This window comes from Citrobacter sp. CK194 (assembly GCF_030333395.1).
In the GTDB taxonomy this organism is placed as follows: Bacteria; Pseudomonadota; Gammaproteobacteria; order Enterobacterales; family Enterobacteriaceae; genus Citrobacter_B; species Citrobacter_B koseri.
This window is the reverse complement of record NZ_JAOWGA010000019.1, coordinates 572,900-589,425: the sequence shown is the minus strand read 5'-3', so window position 1 is coordinate 589,425 and position 16,526 is coordinate 572,900. Positions and strand designations below refer to the sequence as shown.

Here is a 16,526-nt window from a genome sequence, read left to right as displayed (position 1 = left end):
AATACGATGCGATACATAGCTGGCATTGATATTGGCAACTCATCAACAGAAGTCGCGCTGGCGCGGCTGGATGAGGCCGGCGCGCTGACCATTACCGGCAGCGCGCTGGCGGAAACCACCGGAATTAAAGGCACATTACGAAATGTGTTTGGTATTCAGGAGGCGCTTACGCTTGCGGCAAAAAACGCAGGCATCAATGTCAGCGATATTTCGCTTATCCGCATCAACGAAGCCACACCGGTCATTGGCGATGTCGCGATGGAAACCATCACGGAAACCATCATTACCGAGTCCACAATGATCGGCCATAACCCTAAAACCCCAGGCGGGGTCGGTCTGGGTGTGGGAGTGACCATTACGCCGCAAGAGTTATTAACCCGCCCGGCGGATACGCCTTATATCCTGGTCGTGTCATCGGCGTTCGATTTCGCCGATGTCGCCACCATGATTAACGCCTCCGTACGCGCCGGATATCAACTCACCGGCGTCATTTTGCAGCAAGACGACGGCGTCCTGGTCAGCAACCGCCTGGAACAGCCTTTACCGATCGTCGATGAAGTGCTCTATATCGACCGGATTCCGCTGGGCATGCTGGCCGCTATTGAGGTTGCCGTACCAGGGAAAGTGATTGAAACGCTCTCTAACCCTTACGGTATTGCCACGGTTTTCGGCCTTAATGCCGAAGAAACTAAAAATATCGTCCCTATGGCGCGCGCGCTGATTGGCAATCGCTCCGCCGTCGTCGTGAAAACGCCATCAGGGGATGTCAAAGCACGCGCCATTCCCGCCGGGAATCTGGAACTGCTTTCTCAGGGACGCACGCTCCGTGTGGATGTTGCCGCCGGTGCTGAAGCCATCATGAAAGCGGTGGGCGAATGCCGCAAGCTGGACAACGTGACCGGCGAAGCCGGCACCAATATTGGCGGCATGCTGGAACATGTACGCCAGACCATGGCGGAACTGACCAATAAGCCCAGCAACGAGATCTTCATTCAGGATTTGCTGGCTGTCGATACTTCCGTTCCGGTGAGCGTTACCGGCGGGCTGGCAGGCGAATTTTCTCTGGAGCAGGCCGTGGGCATCGCCTCAATGGTGAAATCCGACCGTCTGCAAATGGCGATGATCGCCCGCGAAATCAAACAAAAGCTGAGTGTTGACGTTCAGGTTGGCGGTGCTGAGGCTGAAGCGGCGATTTTAGGCGCGTTGACGACTCCCGGCACCACGCGTCCGCTGGCGATTCTCGATTTGGGCGCAGGTTCGACAGATGCCTCCATCATCAATCCCAAAGGGGAGATCATTGCCACCCACCTCGCAGGAGCTGGCGATATGGTCACGATGATTATTGCCCGTGAACTGGGTCTGGATGACCGCTATCTGGCAGAAGAGATTAAAAAGTATCCGCTCGCGAAGGTGGAAAGCCTTTTTCATCTGCGTCACGAAGATGGCAGCGTCCAGTTTTTCCCCACCCCGCTGCCGCCAGCCGTATTTGCCCGCGTATGTGTGGTGAAGCCTGATGAACTGGTTCCATTACCCGGCGATTTAGCGCTGGAAAAAGTACGCGCTATTCGCCGCAGCGCCAAAGAACGGGTTTTTGTCACTAACGCCCTGCGCGCGCTGCGCCAGGTCAGCCCGACCGGCAACATTCGTGACATTCCTTTTGTTGTGCTGGTTGGCGGATCGTCTCTGGATTTCGAGATCCCGCAACTCGTCACCGATGCGCTGGCGCACTATCGCCTGGTGGCCGGTCGCGGAAACATTCGCGGCACAGAAGGCCCGAGAAATGCGGTCGCGACCGGGCTGATTCTCTCCTGGCATAAGGAGTTCGCGCATGGACAGTAACGCCAGTACCCCGGCTATCGTTATTTCGACCATCGATGACGGTATCGCGGTCTGGAAAGAGGTGCTTCTCGGTATTGAAGAAGAAGGTATCCCCTTTGTTATCCAGACGCAGACTGACGGTGACGTGACCCATTGCGCCTGGCAGGCGGCGCGTCGGTCTCCGCTACTCGTCGGCATAGCCTGCGACAAAGAAAAGCTGGTTGTGCATTACAAGAATTTACCCGCATCAGCGCCGCTTTTTACGCTGATGTATCACCAGGACAGCCATGCCCGGCGAAGTGCTGGTAACAACGCGGCAAGGTTAGTCAAAGGGATCCCCTTTCGGGATCTGAATACCTAAGCAACAGGAGAATCGCAGTATGAACAACGCACTGGGACTGGTTGAAACAAAAGGGTTAGTCGGCGCTATCGAAGCCGCTGACGCCATGGTGAAGTCCGCCAACGTGCAACTGGTGGGCTATGAAAAAATCGGCTCCGGCCTGGTCACCGTTATGGTTCGCGGTGATGTTGGCGCGGTTAAAGCGGCAGTCGATGCGGGAAGCGCCGCAGCAAGCGCCGTGGGCGAGGTGAAATCTTGCCACGTTATTCCACGTCCGCACAGCGACGTTGAGGCCATTTTACCCAAGTCAGCCTAAACGGCCGTAACCAAGGAGCACAGCGTGAAGCAATCACTGGGATTACTTGAAGTTAGTGGTCTGGCATTAGCCATCAGTTGCGCGGATGTCATGGCGAAAGCCGCTTCCATCACGCTGGTGGGGCTTGAGAGAACCAACGGTTCTGGCTGGACGGTGATCAAAATCACCGGTGATGTGGCCTCCGTGCAGTCCGCCATCATCACCGGTGCCAGTTTTGCCGATCAACAGCAGGGGCTGATCGCCCATAAAGTTATCGCCAGGCCTGGGGAGGGGATTCTTTCCCGCGCGACGGTTATTCCGCCCGCGCCCATGCCAGCCCCGGAACCTGAAACAGAACCTGAATCTGAACCTGACGTCGTGGTTGTAGAAGAGTCAGTACCGGAAGCAGAACCCGAAACCGGAATGGTCAGTTGCAATCTCTGTCTTGACCCTGCCTGTAAGCGGCAAAAAGGCGAGCCCCGGTCACTCTGCCTGCATTCAGGTAAGTGAGGTAAAGCGTAATGGATAAACAACTTCTGGAAACAACCGTCAGCAAAGTGCTGGATGAAATGCGTGAGCGCCCTATTCCTCTGGGTGTTTCCAACCGTCATATCCATCTTAGCGCTGAAGACTATGCCCGGCTTTTCCCTGGTCAGCCAATCAGCGAGAAAAAAGCGCTGCTCCAGCCTGGGCAATATGCGGCCGACCAGACCGTCACGCTTATTGGCCCTAAAGGTCAGCTAAAGAATGTGCGCCTGCTCGGCCCCCTTCGCCGTACCAGCCAGGTTGAGATTTCCCGCACCGATGCCAGAACATTGGGCATCGCTGCGCCGCTGCGCATGTCGGGAGACCTTAAAGGAACGCCAGGCATTCGTCTTGTCAGCCCCTTCGCCGAGCTGGATCTCGCATCCGGCGTGATTGTCGCCCAACGCCACATTCATATGTCGCCGCTTGATGCGTTGATATTTCGCGTTGCGCATGGCGACAAAGTTTCTGTCGCTATTGAAGGCAATGCGCGCAGGCTGATTTTCGACAACGTCGCGATTCGCGTCTCTGCGAATATGCGTCTTGAAATGCACATCGACACAGACGAAGCCAATGCCGCAGGCGCCGACAGCCCGGACACGTTTGCCACTCTGGTTACACCGCGATGAACGGCGAGATGTTGCAGCGCATTATTGAGGAGGTCATCTCCCGCTTGCAGCATAGGGCGGAAAGCACAGCCACGCTCAGTATTTCGCAACTGCGGGAGGCCGATTCCCGCGCGCTGTTTTGTCAGTATGCGGCGCTGCATATTGTGCAGGCGGACCTGCCTTCGCTGACGTATATCGCAGAACAGGATGCTGACGACCCTGTAGCGAAGAAAATCCATGACGCACTGGCATCAGGTATTCGTCTACAGATATCCCTGCACCATCACCTGTTGCCGTCGCTGCCGGTGAAAAAGCTGGCGCGTCTGCCCATCAGGCTGGTCGATGAACGAGGGCAAACAATCTGCCTGCATCCGACCACTCTTTTGAGTTACGCCGACGTCGCCCTACTCGCGGGGCAATTACTGGTGCTGCGTCGTCGCTGTGTCGTCACCGCTCTGGCCCGTGAAGCCGCCAGCGCGCGTAATATTCAACTTATTAAGCAGGAGTGAACCATGCATCTGGCACGAGTCACAGGCGCGGTGGTATCCACGCAAAAATCGCCCTCTCTGGTTGGGAAAAAACTTTTGCTGGTACGTCGGGTAAGTGCCGATGGAGAGCTTCCCGACCCGCCCATTACCGGAGATGAGGTTGCCGTCGATTCCGTCGGCGCTGGCGTGGGTGAACTGGTTTTACTCAGCAGCGGCTCCAGCGCCAGACATGTTTTTTCCAGCCCGAACGAGGCCATCGATCTGGCCATTGTCGGCATCGTAGACACGCTTTCTCATTAAGGAGCGGATGATGGCGATTTATACCCGAACAGGAGATTCCGGCACTACGGCCTTATTTACCGGCCAACGGGTCAGTAAAACGCATCCACGCGTCGAAACCTACGGCACGCTGGATGAACTCAATGCAGCGCTGAGTTTATGCGTTTGCGCCACAACCTGCGTGCAACACCGTACGTTGCTCGAATCTATTCAGATGCAGATATTCTGGTTTAGCGCCGAACTCGCCAGCGAAAGCGAGCAGCCGTCGCCGGAGCAGCGCTATATCAGCGCGGAAGATATTGCCGCGCTTGAAGCGGCTATTGATACCGCGATGGGACGCGTTACGCCTTTACACAGTTTTATTTTACCTGGCCGTTGCGAAGCCGCGAGTCGCCTGCACTTTGCCCGCACGCTTGCCCGCCGGGCTGAAAGACGTCTGGTCGAGCTGTCGGCAACCGCCAGCGTCAGGCACGTCCTGATGCGCTACATCAACCGCTTATCTGATTGCTTGTATGCGCTGGCGCGCGCCGAAGATCATGACGCTCATCAGAACAACATCATTCGGGAGGTCACTGAGCGCTACCTGGCCTCAACCCCGGCCTCTGTCGTCAAGGAGTCCTCTATGGCCCTCTCTTTTCACGAGCTTCATCAGTTAACTCGTTCAGCGGTGGCGCGGGCGGAGGCGCTTCAGGTTCCTGTGGTCGTCAGCATTGTGGATGCCAACGGCACCGAAACCGTGACCTGGCGTATGCCGGACGCTCTGCTGGTGAGCAGTGAACTGGCGCCGAAAAAAGCCTGGACCGCCGTCGCCATGAAAACAGCCACCCACGAACTGGCCTGCGCCGTTCAGCCGGGCGCTTCGCTCTACGGTCTGGAAAGCCATATGCAGGGGAAAGTCGTCACTTTTGGCGGCGGATTCGCGTTATGGCGTGATGGTCTGCTCATTGGGGGTCTTGGCATCAGCGGCGGGAGCGTTGAACAGGACATGGATATTGCACAAGCCGCCATTGCGGCAATTAACGTGAGAACACATCAATGAATACTTCTGAACTGGAAACCCTCATCCGTAATATTTTAAGCGAACAGTTGGCGCCTGCGCAGGCCGAAACGCAAGGACACGGTATTTTTCAGTCCGTCGGCGAAGCGATAGACGCGGCGCATCAGGCTTTCTTACGTTATCAGCAGTGTCCGCTCAAAACGCGCAGCGCCATTATCAGCGCCCTGCGCCAGGAGCTTACGCCGCATCTTGCCACGCTGGCGGCGGAGAGCGCAGCGGAAACGGGGATGGGAAACAAAGAAGATAAATTCCTTAAAAACAAAGCCGCGCTGGATAACACGCCAGGCATTGAGGATTTGACAACCACGGCCCTCACCGGCGATGGCGGCATGGTGCTGTTTGAATATTCACCGTTCGGCGTCATTGGTTCCGTCGCGCCCAGCACCAACCCTACCGAAACCATTATTAACAACAGCATCAGTATGCTGGCTGCGGGCAACAGCGTTTATTTCAGCCCGCATCCTGGCGCGAAAAACGTCTCACTCAAATTGATCGGCATGATCGAAGATATCGCCTTCCGCTGCTGCGGCATCCGTAATCTGGTCGTCACTGTCGCAGAACCGACCTTTGAGGCAACTCAGCAAATGATGGCGCATCCCAATATTGCGGTGCTGGCTATTACTGGCGGCCCCGGCATTGTTGCGATGGGAATGAAAAGCGGTAAAAAGGTCATTGGCGCCGGGGCAGGCAATCCGCCCTGCATCGTTGATGAGACCGCCGATATCGTCAAAGCGGCCGAAGATATCATCAACGGCGCAGCGTTCGATTACAACCTGCCCTGTATCGCAGAAAAAAGTCTGATTGTCGTAGAGAGCGTCGCTGAGCGCCTGGTCCAGCAAATGCAGGCTTTCGGCGCATTGCTGTTAAACGCTGCGGATATCGATAAATTACGCGCCGTCTGCCTCCCGGAAGGTCACGCGAATAAAAAACTGGTCGGGAAAAGCCCTGCCGCCATGCTGGAAGCCGCCGGTATTGCCGTTCCCGCAAAACCGCCGCGTTTGCTTATCGGTATCGTCAGTGCCGACGATCCGTGGGTAACCAGCGAACAGTTGATGCCAATGCTACCCGTCGTGAAGGTCGATAATTTCGACAGCGCGCTGGCACTGGCGCTGAAAGTTGAAGAAGGTCTGCACCATACCGCCATTATGCACTCGCAGAATGTCTCTCGCCTGAATCTGGCGGCGCGCACCTTACAGACCTCTATTTTTGTGAAAAACGGCCCTTCCTATGCCGGTATCGGCGTTGGCGGCGAAGGGTTTACCACCTTTACCATCGCCACCCCGACCGGCGAAGGGACAACCTCGGCACGCACATTTGCCCGTTCCCGTCGCTGCGTACTGACCAACGGCTTTTCAATTCGCTAATGAGGTCGTTATGAATACGTTTTCACTACCAACCCGATTGTACAGTGGCAGAGGAAGTCTGGATGTGCTGACGCGTTTTACAAACAGGCATATCTGGATTATCTGTGATGGATTTCTGGCGCAATCACCGCTGATCAATACGCTGCGCGACGCCCTTCCAACGGATAATCGCATCAGCATATTCAGCGACATCACCCCGGACCCTACCATCGGTACGGTAGTGCAAGGTATTGCGCAAATGCATGCCCTGCGACCGGATGTGGTCATCGGCTTTGGCGGGGGATCGGCGCTCGACGCGGCAAAAGCCATCGTCTGGTTCAGCCGTCAGTTCGGCATCGAAATTGAAACCTGTGTTGCAATTCCCACCACCAGCGGCACCGGTTCCGAAGTCACCAGCGCATGCGTCATTAGCGATCCAGAAAAGGGCATTAAATATCCGTTATTTAATAAAGCGTTGTATCCAGATATGGCTATTCTCGACCCGACGCTGGTTGTCACCGTTCCGGCAAATATTACCGCCAACACGGGGATGGACGTCCTGACGCACGCGCTTGAAGCATATGTGTCTCCGCACGCCAGCGACTTCACTGACGCGCTGGCGGAAAAAGCCGCGCAAATCGTCTTTCAGTATCTGCCCGTTGCGGTCAGGAAAGGGGATTGTCTGGCTACCCGTGGGAAGATGCACAACGCCTCAACGCTGGCGGGAATGGCGTTTAGCCAAGCAGGACTGGGGCTGAACCATGCTATTGCCCATCAGTTAGGCGGCCAGTTTCATCTGCCGCACGGGCTTGCCAATGCACTGCTACTGACATCGGTCATCCGCTTTAACGCCCACGATCCTCGGGCGGCAAAACGATACGCAAGACTCGCGAAAGCCTGTCAACTCTGCCCCGCCAGCGCAAACGAGACGTCATGCCTCAATGCGCTGATTCATCAGATTGAGCAGCTCAAAACGCAGTGTGCAATTCCTTCATTCGCCCAGGCGCTTAAAGAGGGACGACAGGCGTATTCACAACGAATCCCGGTCATGGTTCAGGCGGCGCTGGCTGATGTGACGTTAAGAACCAACCCGCGTACCGCCGATGCCAGCGCGATCCGGGAACTTCTTGAGGCGTTGTCATGAATACCGTCAGCGCCATTGAACAGGATAGCTATGATGCGCAAACCATACGCGATCGAGTACGTGCTGCGGGCGTGGTTGGCGCCGGGGGTGCGGGTTTCCCCGCCCATATCAAACTACAGGCGCAGGTTGAGATCTTTTTGGTTAATGCTGCTGAATGTGAACCGATGCTCAAGGTTGATCAGCAATTAATGGCGCAGCAGCCCGCGCGCCTGATTCGCGGCGTGCAGTACGCCATGAAGGCAACCGGCGCACGCGAGGGGATTATTGCGTTAAAAGAAAAATACCGCGATGCGATTGAGGCATTAACCCCCCTGCTACCTTCCAGTATCAGGCTGCATATTTTACCGGATGTCTACCCGGCCGGGGACGAAGTGCTGACCATCTGGATGGCGACAGGCCGACGCGTTCCGCCTGCGGCGTTACCGGTGAGCGTCGGCGTGGTGGTCAATAATGTTCAGACCGTACTGAATATCGCCCGTGCGGTAGAACAACAGTATCCCGTAACGCGCCGCACTCTTACCGTTAACGGCGCGGTTGCGAGGCCGCTGACCGTCACCGTCCCTGTCGGTATGTCTTTACGCGACGTCTTAGCGCTTGCAGGCGGCGCCACCGTTGATGACCCTGGATTGATTAACGGCGGCCCCATGATGGGAAGCCTGGTGACATCGCTGGATTCACCGGTGACAAAGACCACCGGCGGCCTGTTGGTGTTACCGAAAACCCATCCCTTGATTCAGCGGCGAATGCAGGATGAACGCACCGTTTTGTCTGTCGCAAGAACCGTTTGCGAGCAATGCCGGTTATGTACTGATTTATGCCCCAGGCATTTGATCGGCCATGAATTATCTCCCCATTTGCTGGTACGCGCGGTGAACTATCAACAGGCCGCGACACCGCAACTCCTGCTTAGCGCGCTGACGTGTTCAGAATGCAACGTTTGCGAAAGCGTGGCATGCCCGGTGGGGATCTCCCCCATGCGCATTAACCGCATGCTGAAACGTGAGCTACGGGCGCAAAACCTTCGTTACGAAGGCCCGCTGAATCCCGCCGATGAAATGGCGAAATATCGGCTGGTGCCGGTTAAGCGATTGATTACCAAACTGGGGCTCAGCGACTGGTATCACGACGCGCCGTTAACGGACGTCGCCCCTTCAACAGACAAAATGACGCTGCTCTTGCGTCAGCATATTGGCGCCAGCGCCGTTCCCTGCGTGCAAAAAGGTGAACGCGTTGTCCGTGGACAGTGTGTCGCCGATATGCCATCTGGCGCGTTAGGCGCTCCCGTTCACGCCAGTATTGACGGCATTGTCAGCGACATTACTGAACACGCCATCACGGTTGTAAGAGGTTAACCATGTCTCAGGCTATAGGTATTTTAGAACTCACCAGCATCGCTAAAGGAATGGAAGCAGGCGATGCCATGCTGAAAAGCGCCAGCGTCAATTTACTGGTCAGTAAAACAATCTGTCCGGGTAAATTTTTACTGATGCTGGGCGGCGATGTCGGTGCGGTACAGCAGGCCATCGAAACGGGTACATCGCTGGCCGCAGACATGCTCGTGGATAGTCTGGTGCTGCCGAATATTCATGCCAGCGTACTGCCTGCGGTCAGCGGATTGAACAGCGTTGATCAACGTCAGGCCGTAGGGATCGTGGAAACCTGGAGCGTAGCGGCCTGTATCAGTGCCGCCGATCGCGCCGTTAAAGCCTCCAACGTGACGCTGGTGCGTGTCCATATGGCGTTCGGTATTGGCGGAAAATGTTACATGGTGGTGGCAGGCGATGTCTCCGATGTCAACAACGCCGTTACGGTAGCCAGTGAAAGCGCAGGCGAAAAAGGACTGCTGGTTTACCGCGCCGTGATCCCCCGTCCGCATGAAGCCATGTGGCGACAGATCGTGGAGGGATAATGGAAAAGCAACCGACAACGGAACGCATGATTCAGGAGTATGTTCCCGGGAAACAGGTAACGCTGGCGCATCTGATTGCTAACCCTGGTAAAGATCTCTTTAAAAAACTGGGTCTGCCGGATGCGGTGTCCGCTATTGGGATCCTGACCATTACGCCCAGCGAAGCCTCGATTATTGCCTGCGATATCGCCACCAAATCTGGCGCGGTCGAGATTGGTTTTCTTGACCGTTTCACCGGGGCCGTCGTGCTGACCGGCGATGTCTCAGCCGTCGAGTATGCGTTAAATCAGGTGACCAGAACATTGGGAGAAATGATGCGTTTTACCGCCTGCCCAATTACCCGGACATAACGCCATGAAACGCATTATGTTAATCGGCCCCAGCCAGTGCGGGAAAACCTCTCTTACACAGAGTCTGAACGGCGAAGCGCTTCATTACCAGAAAACACAGGCTATTGTCTGGTCGCCCGGCACGATCGATACGCCAGGCGAATATCTGGAGAACCGCTGTCTGTATAGCGCGCTGCTGGCAAGCGCCTGTGAAGCCGACATTATCGCGCTGGTTCTTAATGCCGATGCGCCGTGGTCGCCCTTCTCCCCCGGTTTTACCGGCCCAATGAACAGACCCGTTATCGGGATCGTCACCAAATCTGATTTGGCGGATTCGTCACGTATCTCATGCGTGGAGAACTGGCTGATTCAAGCCGGTGCGCAGAAAATTTTTGTCACCAGCGCGCTGATGAAATCCGGGATTGATGAAATGTTTGTTTTTCTGAGTGCTAAGGAACCCTTATGTCTCACAAAATAATGGCGATTAACGCCGGTAGCTCGTCGCTAAAATTCCAGTTGCTGGCAATGCCGCAGGGCGAAATGATCTGCCAGGGATTAATCGAACGTATCGGAATGGCGAACGCCAGAGTCACAATGAAAACATCCGCGCAAAAATGGCAGGAAACGGCCCCCATCGCCGATCACCGCGAAGCCGTTACCCTGCTGCTGGATAAGCTCCTCAGTCACCACATCATTAATACCTTACAGGATATTGACGGCGTGGGTCACCGCGTGGCGCACGGCGGAGAGTTCTTTAAGGATTCGGCGCGCGTGACCGATGAAACGCTCGCTCAAATTGAGCGCCTTGCCGAACTAGCCCCGTTGCATAACCCGGTTAACGCGCTCGGTATTCATATTTTTCGCCAGTTGTTACCCTCAACGCCTTCTGTGGCCGTATTCGATACCGCCTTTCATCAGACGCTGGACGAGTCGGCCTATATTTACCCTCTGCCCTGGCGTTATTACGCCGAGCTGGGTATTCGCCGCTATGGTTTTCACGGTACCAGCCATAAATATGTCAGCACGGCATTAGCTGAAAGACTGGGCATCCCGCTCAGCGCCTTACGCGTTATTTGCTGCCATCTGGGTAATGGCAGCAGCATTTGCGCTATCAAAGGGGGGCAATCCATCAATACATCAATGGGATTTACGCCGCAATCAGGCGTGATGATGGGAACCCGTAGCGGAGACATCGATCCCTCCATTCTGCCCTGGATTGCAGAACGTGAAGGGAAAACGCCCCAGCAGCTTAATTATTTATTAAACAATGAGTCGGGGCTGCTGGGCATTTCCGGCGTTTCGCATGATTACCGCGACGTTGAGCAGGCCGCCGATGGCGGAAATCGCCGGGCGGCGCTTGCGCTTACGCTATTCGCTGAGCGCATTCGCGCGACAATCGGCAGTTATATCATGCAAATGGGCGGTCTGGATGCGCTCATTTTTACCGGTGGAATCGGCGAAAACTCCGCCCGTGCCAGAGCGGCAGTCTGCCATAATCTGCATTTCCTGGGGCTGAGTATTGATGAGGAAAAAAACCTGCGCAACGCTACGTTTATTCAGGCAGAAAACGCAGTGGTGAAAGTGGCGGTCATTAATACCAATGAAGAGCTTATGATCGCGCAAGATGTGATGCGGATTGCGTTAAGTGACAAGGTCACATTTGACGTTTCCGCCTGATTTTGCCCGACTGCAACTTGCGGAAAATCATGGTAATAGCGCAATCGCCGTGACACTATGCGCCGAGGATTGCTGACCAGAAAGGTGAAAACGTGGCTGTTGCGCAATGCCCCGCGTCATGCGGAGAACTTATCCAGGGCTGGATTCTGGGCAGTGAGAAACTGGTCTCCTGCCCTGTCGAATGGTACAGCACCGTGGAAGTAAGCTCGGGCGCTCCCCTTGCGGATGAACGGCCCCTTTCACGCGCAATGGTCAATCGGCTACTGGAATACTGGCGCTACCCTGCGCAGTGGAGCCAGGAGATTCGGATCGCAGTGCATTCCACCATTCCCGTCGCCAAAGGGATGGCCAGCAGTACCGCAGATATCGCGGCAACGGCGGTCGCAACCGCACACCATCTGGGGCATACGCTGGATGAACCCACGCTTGCACATCTGTGTGTTTCGCTTGAACCCACCGACAGCACCATTTTCCGTCAACTGACGCTTTTCGATCACAATGACGCCTCTACGCAAATAGCTTGTGAAGCGCAGCCACAGCTTGATCTTTTAGTCCTCGAAAGTCCAATAACGTTGCGCACGGCGGATTATCACCGCATCCCCCGACTGGAACGTCTGCATGCGGGGGCGGCGATGTTGCAGCAGGCATGGGAAAGAGTGCAGGAAGCCTGCATAACGCAAAACCCTCGTCGGATGGGGGAAGCCGCCACGCTCAGCGCTATCGCCAGCCAACAACTGTTACCAAAGCCAGGCTTTGATGCCCTGCTGGCGCTGGTGGAAGCATGTGATTTATACGGTCTGAATGTGGCGCACAGCGGGAGCGTTGTCGGACTGATGCTGGACAGGCAGCGCCATGACGTTGACCATATTAAGTGGGAACTCGCACAACGAAAACTGACGGAACACTGGCCCGATCAGCATTTGCTGAAGATGGTCACTGGCGGGGTTGAATTGCAGTGAGGAACACGCGGCGTTCCCCACTGCCACAGGCTGTTACTCTGCTTTTGCGTCGCCGTTTTTCATTTCGCCCATCGCTTTCAGCTTTTTAGAAATGTCGCGGCGTTCTTTAGAAATTTCTGCGTTTTTGATGATGTAATCATCAACGCGATCCTCATAGTCGCTCTTCATGCTGGCGATGATGCCCTGGATCGCTTCAACACTCATACCTGGCTTGATGTAATCGCTCAGGTTGTCCAGCAGCAGAACACGCTTCTGGTTGTCACGGATCTTTTTCTCAACGTCCTGGATTTCACGTTGCAGTTTGTTCTTACGGCGGAACAGACGAACAAATTCCAGTACGTCCTGGAAAGAAGGCTTGTTGGTTTCCATTTTTACACCCCTGATAATGTGAGATTCGGATTCGTTTAAGCAACCGCTATACGTTAGGGTAAACATTACTTTTAGCCGTTGCAGATGACAATGGTTTTATCCTTTTTCAGTATCATACCCTTAATCGGTGCTGAATCGAAGCAGCAGCCGAATCACGAGCGTCATCTGCTTTTTATTTGCGCAATGCCCGGCAGATCAAATGGGAGAGCAGCTCCAGTTGCCGCGCCGTCTCCATACTTAGCCAAACATAGCCATGAATAGGCGTTTCAGCCACGGTATTGCCATGATGCTCGTTTATCAACTGGCGCAGCTCCGCGACAATCTCATTGAGTTTTTCCGTGTTTGCCAGTACCGGTTGTGGGTTGCCTTCGAACAGCGCATGGGCGATGGTGAGCAACGTTTGCTGCGTCATTTGCTGCGTTTCGCGCAGCGTATGCGCATTCAGCATCACAAAATGGCTGGCACGAGATGCCCAGTGCGCATTAATTTGCAGCTCAAGCATACAGACCAGATTGCGGTTCACGGTTTGAATCGCTTCGAATATCGACTTTTGAATGCGGGTTTCTTTACTGGCTGGCGTAATCAGCCCACGCATTTTGACGACGTCGCTCAGCAGTTTCTGTAAATGCTTCTCCAGCCGGGGACGCTCTAACAAATTTGGCGACAACGCGGCCTGATAGACCCGATTGTACGCCGTCACACAATGCGCCATCTGAATGCGCCAGTGTAAAAACGCGCGTTGCGGCCAGATGCCGGTAAACAGCATCGCCAGCAGCGAACCTAAAATAACATCCCCGCCGCGCCACAATGCCGTGTTCATGTCGCCTGCCGGCGCGCCTACCACCACGGCGAGCGTGATGCCGATCAACAGAGCCTGATACGGCTTTTTCCCTAACGCCAGCCAACCGCACAAGAACATTGCCGCAGCGCACCAGATCAACATCAGCGGGAGGGAAAAAAGCTCCAGACGTAACGCTACAAGACCTAATACCGACCCCAGAATCGTGCCGCCAATGCGCTCAAACGCACGGGGAACCACGTTCCCCCAAAAGGAGATCGGCCCCATAATGACGACCAGTGTAATCAGCGGCCAGGTGCCTTCCGGGATGTTGAACAGTCGAACCAGCAGGAAAGTGAGAATAAACGCCAGCGCAATGCGAATGCCGTGTACAACACGATAATGGCGATATAAACGAATTTCAAAGGGACTCAGCGATTTATCGGCCCGCACTCACGCACTCCGTCTGGAAATGACCAAAAAACGAATTGTACCCGCTTTTGCAGCGAAAATATCACCATAGCGGACAGGACTCGCACGTAAACTGCCCCGTCACGACGCCTATCCGCCGGGTACTGCGTACAATTTACACAGGGCTATTTCGGCTGTACAGGTACATACATTTCAATGTCCCAGTACCCGTCTTCCGTTCCATTGTTAAGATAGACCTCAAAACACGGTTTAGCCGCTATCTGGTAGTGATTGTCCTGTAACAGGCTATTGAAAAACTGATACCAGGGCGTCGCGAAATCATGATTCTCAACGCGCGCCACCGCTGTCGCATACTGCCCGCCGGCGATCTCCGTCAGGATGACGCCTTCGCTATTTTTCGGAATGGTGAAATTATCCGGGACAGACACCACCGTATCGCAGCGGAGTTTTTCCGCCGGAACCTCATCTGGATTATCGTAGTAAACCGCGATCCATTCGAGCGGAACAACCTGATTCCCGTCAACCCACATCATGAGTTGTTCAAAACCTTGCTTCACCGTTTTTTCCCACGGGCCAACCATGTGAAAACCGGCGATATTACGCTTCTCTGCCTGCCTGATTTCGTAGTCCATACTGCCTCCGATAGTTTCACTGAGACTGATAGCACACCGTCGACCTGATGGCGCTGCGCGTATCAGGTCGACGGTGTTCCATAATGCATTGAAGTCAGCGCCGGATAAGGAAGCGATGTCCCCTCCGGCAAATCTCATACTGTATATAAACACAGTATAAGGTTTTGCATATAAAGGTCACAAGGAAATCATGATGAGTATGTGAGCAGACTCGCACTCTTACCAGTCTGCCGTGTCAGAAAAGGGGGTTACGCCTTATGGTGGAAGTAATCGCTCAGTCGGGAAAAAACGCCGCCTTTGCCAACAGACTCCAGCGTCACCAGAGGCCAGTGCGCCACCAGTTTATCCCGATCGTATAGCTCAATTTCACCGACCCGCTGATGTGCGGCAATAGGTGCTTCAAGTTCTTTTTTATCAAGGGCATACCGGGCCTTAATATGCGGAATTTCGGTTTTCGGCAGCGCCATCCAGAAATCCTGCTCGGTGCCCAGAGCAATATTTTCTTTATCGCCGTACCAGATACGTTCCGTGCCAACCTGTTTGCCACTGCGTAAAATTTGTACCGTATCGAAATTTTGCTGTCCCCATTGCAACAACTTACGTGCCTGATCTTCGCGCCCTTTCGCGCTTTCCGCGCCCATCACAACGGCGATAAGACGACGCTGCCCGTCCACGGCGGAGGCAATCAGGTTAAAGCCCGCGCCGGAGGTATGGCCGGTTTTCAGCCCGTCGATATTCATGGTTTTATCCCACAGCAGTCCGTTACGGTTCTGCTGGGTAATACCGTTCCATGTCAGGCTCTTTTCACTGTACATATGATAAAACTCAGGCTCACCGTGAATAATGGCGCGGGACAATATCGCCAGATCATAGGCTGAGCTGTGCTGGCCTGGCGCATCCAGTCCGTGTACCGTTTCAAAATGGGTATCCTGCAATTTCAGGGTTTCAACGTAGTGATTCATCATGGCGACGAACTGCGGTTGCCCTCCGGCGATGTAATCCGCCAGCGCAACGCAGGCATCGTTTCCAGAGTCAACAATCAGCCCCCGGCTGAGATCCCGAACCGAAACGCGCTCCCCTTGTTTCAGAAACATTAATGAAGATCCCACAAACACCGGGTTGTCTTTGGCCCAGGCATCACGTCCAACGGTTACGATATCGTCCGGGCTAATACGATGGCTGTCGATAGCGCGATCGACAACATAGCCAGTCATCAGCTTGGTCAGGCTGGCCGGGTTACGCCGCTGATGTTCATTACCTGCGGTCAGAATTTGACCCGTGGTGTAATCCATAAGTACCCATGACCCTGCCTGAATGGCCGGAGGCTGGGGAGAAAAATCTGGCACATTGGCAGCCAGAGCGGAAGAAAGATTCATCGCGAGAAGTGAAGCGGCAATAAACAAACGGCGTTTCAACACTATTTCCTCAGGAAAGTCATAATTTGCCGTTCTTTTTACGGAAGTTCTGATAAACAAACAGGGATAAATTGCAAGAAAATGTGACATAACGCACGTTTTTCTATGCAGTGCCGGACAGTGTAACCT

At 54.7% G+C, this 16,526-nt stretch carries 20 protein-coding genes; 16 read left to right on the top strand and 4 right to left on the bottom strand.

Translation table 11 applies throughout. From position 1 onward, the window contains the following. Nucleotides 1-6: 6 nt before the first annotated feature. The 16 genes from OGX80_RS18840 to OGX80_RS18765 all read left to right on the top strand — a co-directional run bounded on the left by OGX80_RS18840 (nt 7) and on the right by OGX80_RS18765 (nt 12,771). On the top strand, nt 7-1,839 hold the full coding sequence (locus tag OGX80_RS18840) for a diol dehydratase reactivase subunit alpha (RefSeq protein ID WP_012131767.1): 1,833 nt from the start codon (nt 7-9) through the stop codon (nt 1,837-1,839). Continuing rightward, nucleotides 1,829-2,179 carry a glycerol dehydratase reactivase beta/small subunit family protein gene (locus OGX80_RS18835; RefSeq protein ID WP_112001949.1) on the top strand — a complete coding sequence of 117 codons (351 nt, stop codon included), beginning with the start codon at nt 1,829-1,831 and terminating at the stop codon, nt 2,177-2,179. The genes OGX80_RS18840 and OGX80_RS18835 overlap by 11 nt, the downstream gene beginning before the upstream one ends. A 19-nt stretch (nt 2,180-2,198) precedes the next feature. Beyond that, nucleotides 2,199-2,474, top strand: a complete 276-nt coding sequence (gene pduJ, locus OGX80_RS18830) for a propanediol utilization microcompartment protein PduJ (RefSeq protein WP_004853788.1) — start codon at nt 2,199-2,201, stop codon at nt 2,472-2,474. A gap of 24 nt (nt 2,475-2,498) precedes the next feature. Further along, entirely contained in the window at nt 2,499-2,963 is a 465-nt protein-coding gene (locus tag OGX80_RS18825) for a BMC domain-containing protein (protein ID WP_115181446.1), read from the top strand. Between the two features lie 11 nt (nt 2,964-2,974). After that, nucleotides 2,975-3,607: a phosphate propanoyltransferase gene (locus OGX80_RS18820; protein WP_115181445.1), complete on the top strand. Its 633-nt coding sequence runs from the start codon at nt 2,975-2,977 to the stop codon at nt 3,605-3,607. Beyond that, nucleotides 3,604-4,095: a microcompartment protein PduM gene (gene pduM / locus OGX80_RS18815; protein WP_115181444.1), complete on the top strand. Its 492-nt coding sequence runs from the start codon at nt 3,604-3,606 to the stop codon at nt 4,093-4,095. The genes OGX80_RS18820 and pduM overlap by 4 nt, the downstream gene beginning before the upstream one ends. A gap of 3 nt (nt 4,096-4,098) precedes the next feature. Further along, nucleotides 4,099-4,374, top strand: coding sequence for a EutN/CcmL family microcompartment protein (locus OGX80_RS18810; protein WP_047462697.1), 276 nt, complete (start codon nt 4,099-4,101; stop codon nt 4,372-4,374). A 10-nt stretch (nt 4,375-4,384) separates the two neighbouring features. Next, complete coding sequence (pduO, locus tag OGX80_RS18805) at nt 4,385-5,392, top strand: two-domain cob(I)yrinic acid a,c-diamide adenosyltransferase PduO (RefSeq protein ID WP_115181443.1); 1,008 nt, start codon at nt 4,385-4,387, stop codon at nt 5,390-5,392. Then, nucleotides 5,389-6,774: a CoA-acylating propionaldehyde dehydrogenase PduP gene (gene pduP, locus OGX80_RS18800; RefSeq protein ID WP_012131760.1), complete on the top strand. Its 1,386-nt coding sequence runs from the start codon at nt 5,389-5,391 to the stop codon at nt 6,772-6,774. The genes pduO and pduP overlap by 4 nt, the downstream gene beginning before the upstream one ends. Nucleotides 6,775-6,784: 10 nt before the next feature. After that, nucleotides 6,785-7,897: a 1-propanol dehydrogenase PduQ gene (locus OGX80_RS18795; protein ID WP_012131759.1), complete on the top strand. Its 1,113-nt coding sequence runs from the start codon at nt 6,785-6,787 to the stop codon at nt 7,895-7,897. After that, entirely contained in the window at nt 7,894-9,249 is a 1,356-nt protein-coding gene (locus OGX80_RS18790; RefSeq protein ID WP_115181442.1) for a 4Fe-4S dicluster domain-containing protein, read from the top strand. Before OGX80_RS18795 ends, OGX80_RS18790 begins: the two co-directional genes overlap by 4 nt. A 2-nt stretch (nt 9,250-9,251) precedes the next feature. Continuing rightward, on the top strand, nt 9,252-9,806 hold the full coding sequence (gene pduT / locus OGX80_RS18785; RefSeq protein WP_012131757.1) for a propanediol utilization microcompartment protein PduT: 555 nt from the start codon (nt 9,252-9,254) through the stop codon (nt 9,804-9,806). Continuing rightward, on the top strand, nt 9,806-10,156 hold the full coding sequence (gene pduU / locus OGX80_RS18780) for a propanediol utilization microcompartment protein PduU (protein WP_047462685.1): 351 nt from the start codon (nt 9,806-9,808) through the stop codon (nt 10,154-10,156). The genes pduT and pduU overlap by 1 nt, the downstream gene beginning before the upstream one ends. A gap of 4 nt (nt 10,157-10,160) precedes the next feature. Continuing rightward, nucleotides 10,161-10,613 carry a EutP/PduV family microcompartment system protein gene (gene pduV, locus OGX80_RS18775; protein WP_012131755.1) on the top strand — a complete coding sequence of 151 codons (453 nt, stop codon included), beginning with the start codon at nt 10,161-10,163 and terminating at the stop codon, nt 10,611-10,613. After that, the gene (locus OGX80_RS18770) at nt 10,598-11,812 is read left to right on the top strand and encodes an acetate/propionate family kinase (RefSeq protein ID WP_115181441.1); all 1,215 of its coding nucleotides are present in this window, start codon (nt 10,598-10,600) and stop codon (nt 11,810-11,812) included. Before pduV ends, OGX80_RS18770 begins: the two co-directional genes overlap by 16 nt. A gap of 92 nt (nt 11,813-11,904) precedes the next feature. After that, nucleotides 11,905-12,771, top strand: coding sequence for a GHMP family kinase ATP-binding protein (locus tag OGX80_RS18765; RefSeq protein WP_233644096.1), 867 nt, complete (start codon nt 11,905-11,907; stop codon nt 12,769-12,771). A 33-nt stretch (nt 12,772-12,804) separates the two neighbouring features. Here OGX80_RS18765 and OGX80_RS18760 read toward each other — a convergent pair whose 3' ends face one another. The 4 genes from OGX80_RS18760 to dacD form a co-directional block, all read right to left on the bottom strand. Continuing rightward, nucleotides 12,805-13,140 carry a DUF496 family protein gene (locus OGX80_RS18760; protein ID WP_024130204.1) on the bottom strand — a complete coding sequence of 112 codons (336 nt, stop codon included), beginning with the start codon at nt 13,138-13,140 and terminating at the stop codon, nt 12,805-12,807. A gap of 172 nt (nt 13,141-13,312) precedes the next feature. Further along, complete coding sequence (locus OGX80_RS18755; protein WP_012131751.1) at nt 13,313-14,371, bottom strand: FUSC family protein; 1,059 nt, start codon at nt 14,369-14,371, stop codon at nt 13,313-13,315. A 143-nt stretch (nt 14,372-14,514) separates the two neighbouring features. Further along, nucleotides 14,515-14,982: a DNA gyrase inhibitor SbmC gene (gene sbmC, locus OGX80_RS18750; protein WP_115181439.1), complete on the bottom strand. Its 468-nt coding sequence runs from the start codon at nt 14,980-14,982 to the stop codon at nt 14,515-14,517. 248 nt (nt 14,983-15,230) lie between these two features. Beyond that, nucleotides 15,231-16,403 (bottom strand): serine-type D-Ala-D-Ala carboxypeptidase DacD, encoded by a 1,173-nt coding sequence (gene dacD / locus OGX80_RS18745; protein ID WP_115591166.1) that lies wholly within the window; start codon nt 16,401-16,403, stop codon nt 15,231-15,233. Nucleotides 16,404-16,526: the final 123 nt, after the last annotated feature.

Excerpts from the sequence above, each read along its gene's own strand:
- OGX80_RS18840 (WP_012131767.1), top strand. The coding sequence starts at position 7 with ATGCGATACATAGCTGGCATTGATATTGGCAACTCATCAACAGAAGTC.
- OGX80_RS18835 (WP_112001949.1), top strand. The coding sequence starts at position 1,829 with ATGGACAGTAACGCCAGTACCCCGGCTATCGTTATTTCGACCATCGAT.
- pduJ (WP_004853788.1), top strand. The coding sequence starts at position 2,199 with ATGAACAACGCACTGGGACTGGTTGAAACAAAAGGGTTAGTCGGCGCT.
- OGX80_RS18820 (WP_115181445.1), top strand. The coding sequence starts at position 2,975 with ATGGATAAACAACTTCTGGAAACAACCGTCAGCAAAGTGCTGGATGAA.
- pduM (WP_115181444.1), top strand. The coding sequence starts at position 3,604 with ATGAACGGCGAGATGTTGCAGCGCATTATTGAGGAGGTCATCTCCCGC.
- OGX80_RS18810 (WP_047462697.1), top strand. The coding sequence starts at position 4,099 with ATGCATCTGGCACGAGTCACAGGCGCGGTGGTATCCACGCAAAAATCG.
- pduO (WP_115181443.1), top strand. The coding sequence starts at position 4,385 with ATGGCGATTTATACCCGAACAGGAGATTCCGGCACTACGGCCTTATTT.
- pduP (WP_012131760.1), top strand. The coding sequence starts at position 5,389 with ATGAATACTTCTGAACTGGAAACCCTCATCCGTAATATTTTAAGCGAA.
- OGX80_RS18795 (WP_012131759.1), top strand. The coding sequence starts at position 6,785 with ATGAATACGTTTTCACTACCAACCCGATTGTACAGTGGCAGAGGAAGT.
- OGX80_RS18790 (WP_115181442.1), top strand. The coding sequence starts at position 7,894 with ATGAATACCGTCAGCGCCATTGAACAGGATAGCTATGATGCGCAAACC.
- pduT (WP_012131757.1), top strand. The coding sequence starts at position 9,252 with ATGTCTCAGGCTATAGGTATTTTAGAACTCACCAGCATCGCTAAAGGA.
- pduU (WP_047462685.1), top strand. The coding sequence starts at position 9,806 with ATGGAAAAGCAACCGACAACGGAACGCATGATTCAGGAGTATGTTCCC.
- pduV (WP_012131755.1), top strand. The coding sequence starts at position 10,161 with ATGAAACGCATTATGTTAATCGGCCCCAGCCAGTGCGGGAAAACCTCT.
- OGX80_RS18770 (WP_115181441.1), top strand. The coding sequence starts at position 10,598 with ATGTCTCACAAAATAATGGCGATTAACGCCGGTAGCTCGTCGCTAAAA.
- OGX80_RS18760 (WP_024130204.1), bottom strand. The coding sequence starts at position 13,140 with ATGGAAACCAACAAGCCTTCTTTCCAGGACGTACTGGAATTTGTTCGT.
- sbmC (WP_115181439.1), bottom strand. The coding sequence starts at position 14,982 with ATGGACTACGAAATCAGGCAGGCAGAGAAGCGTAATATCGCCGGTTTT.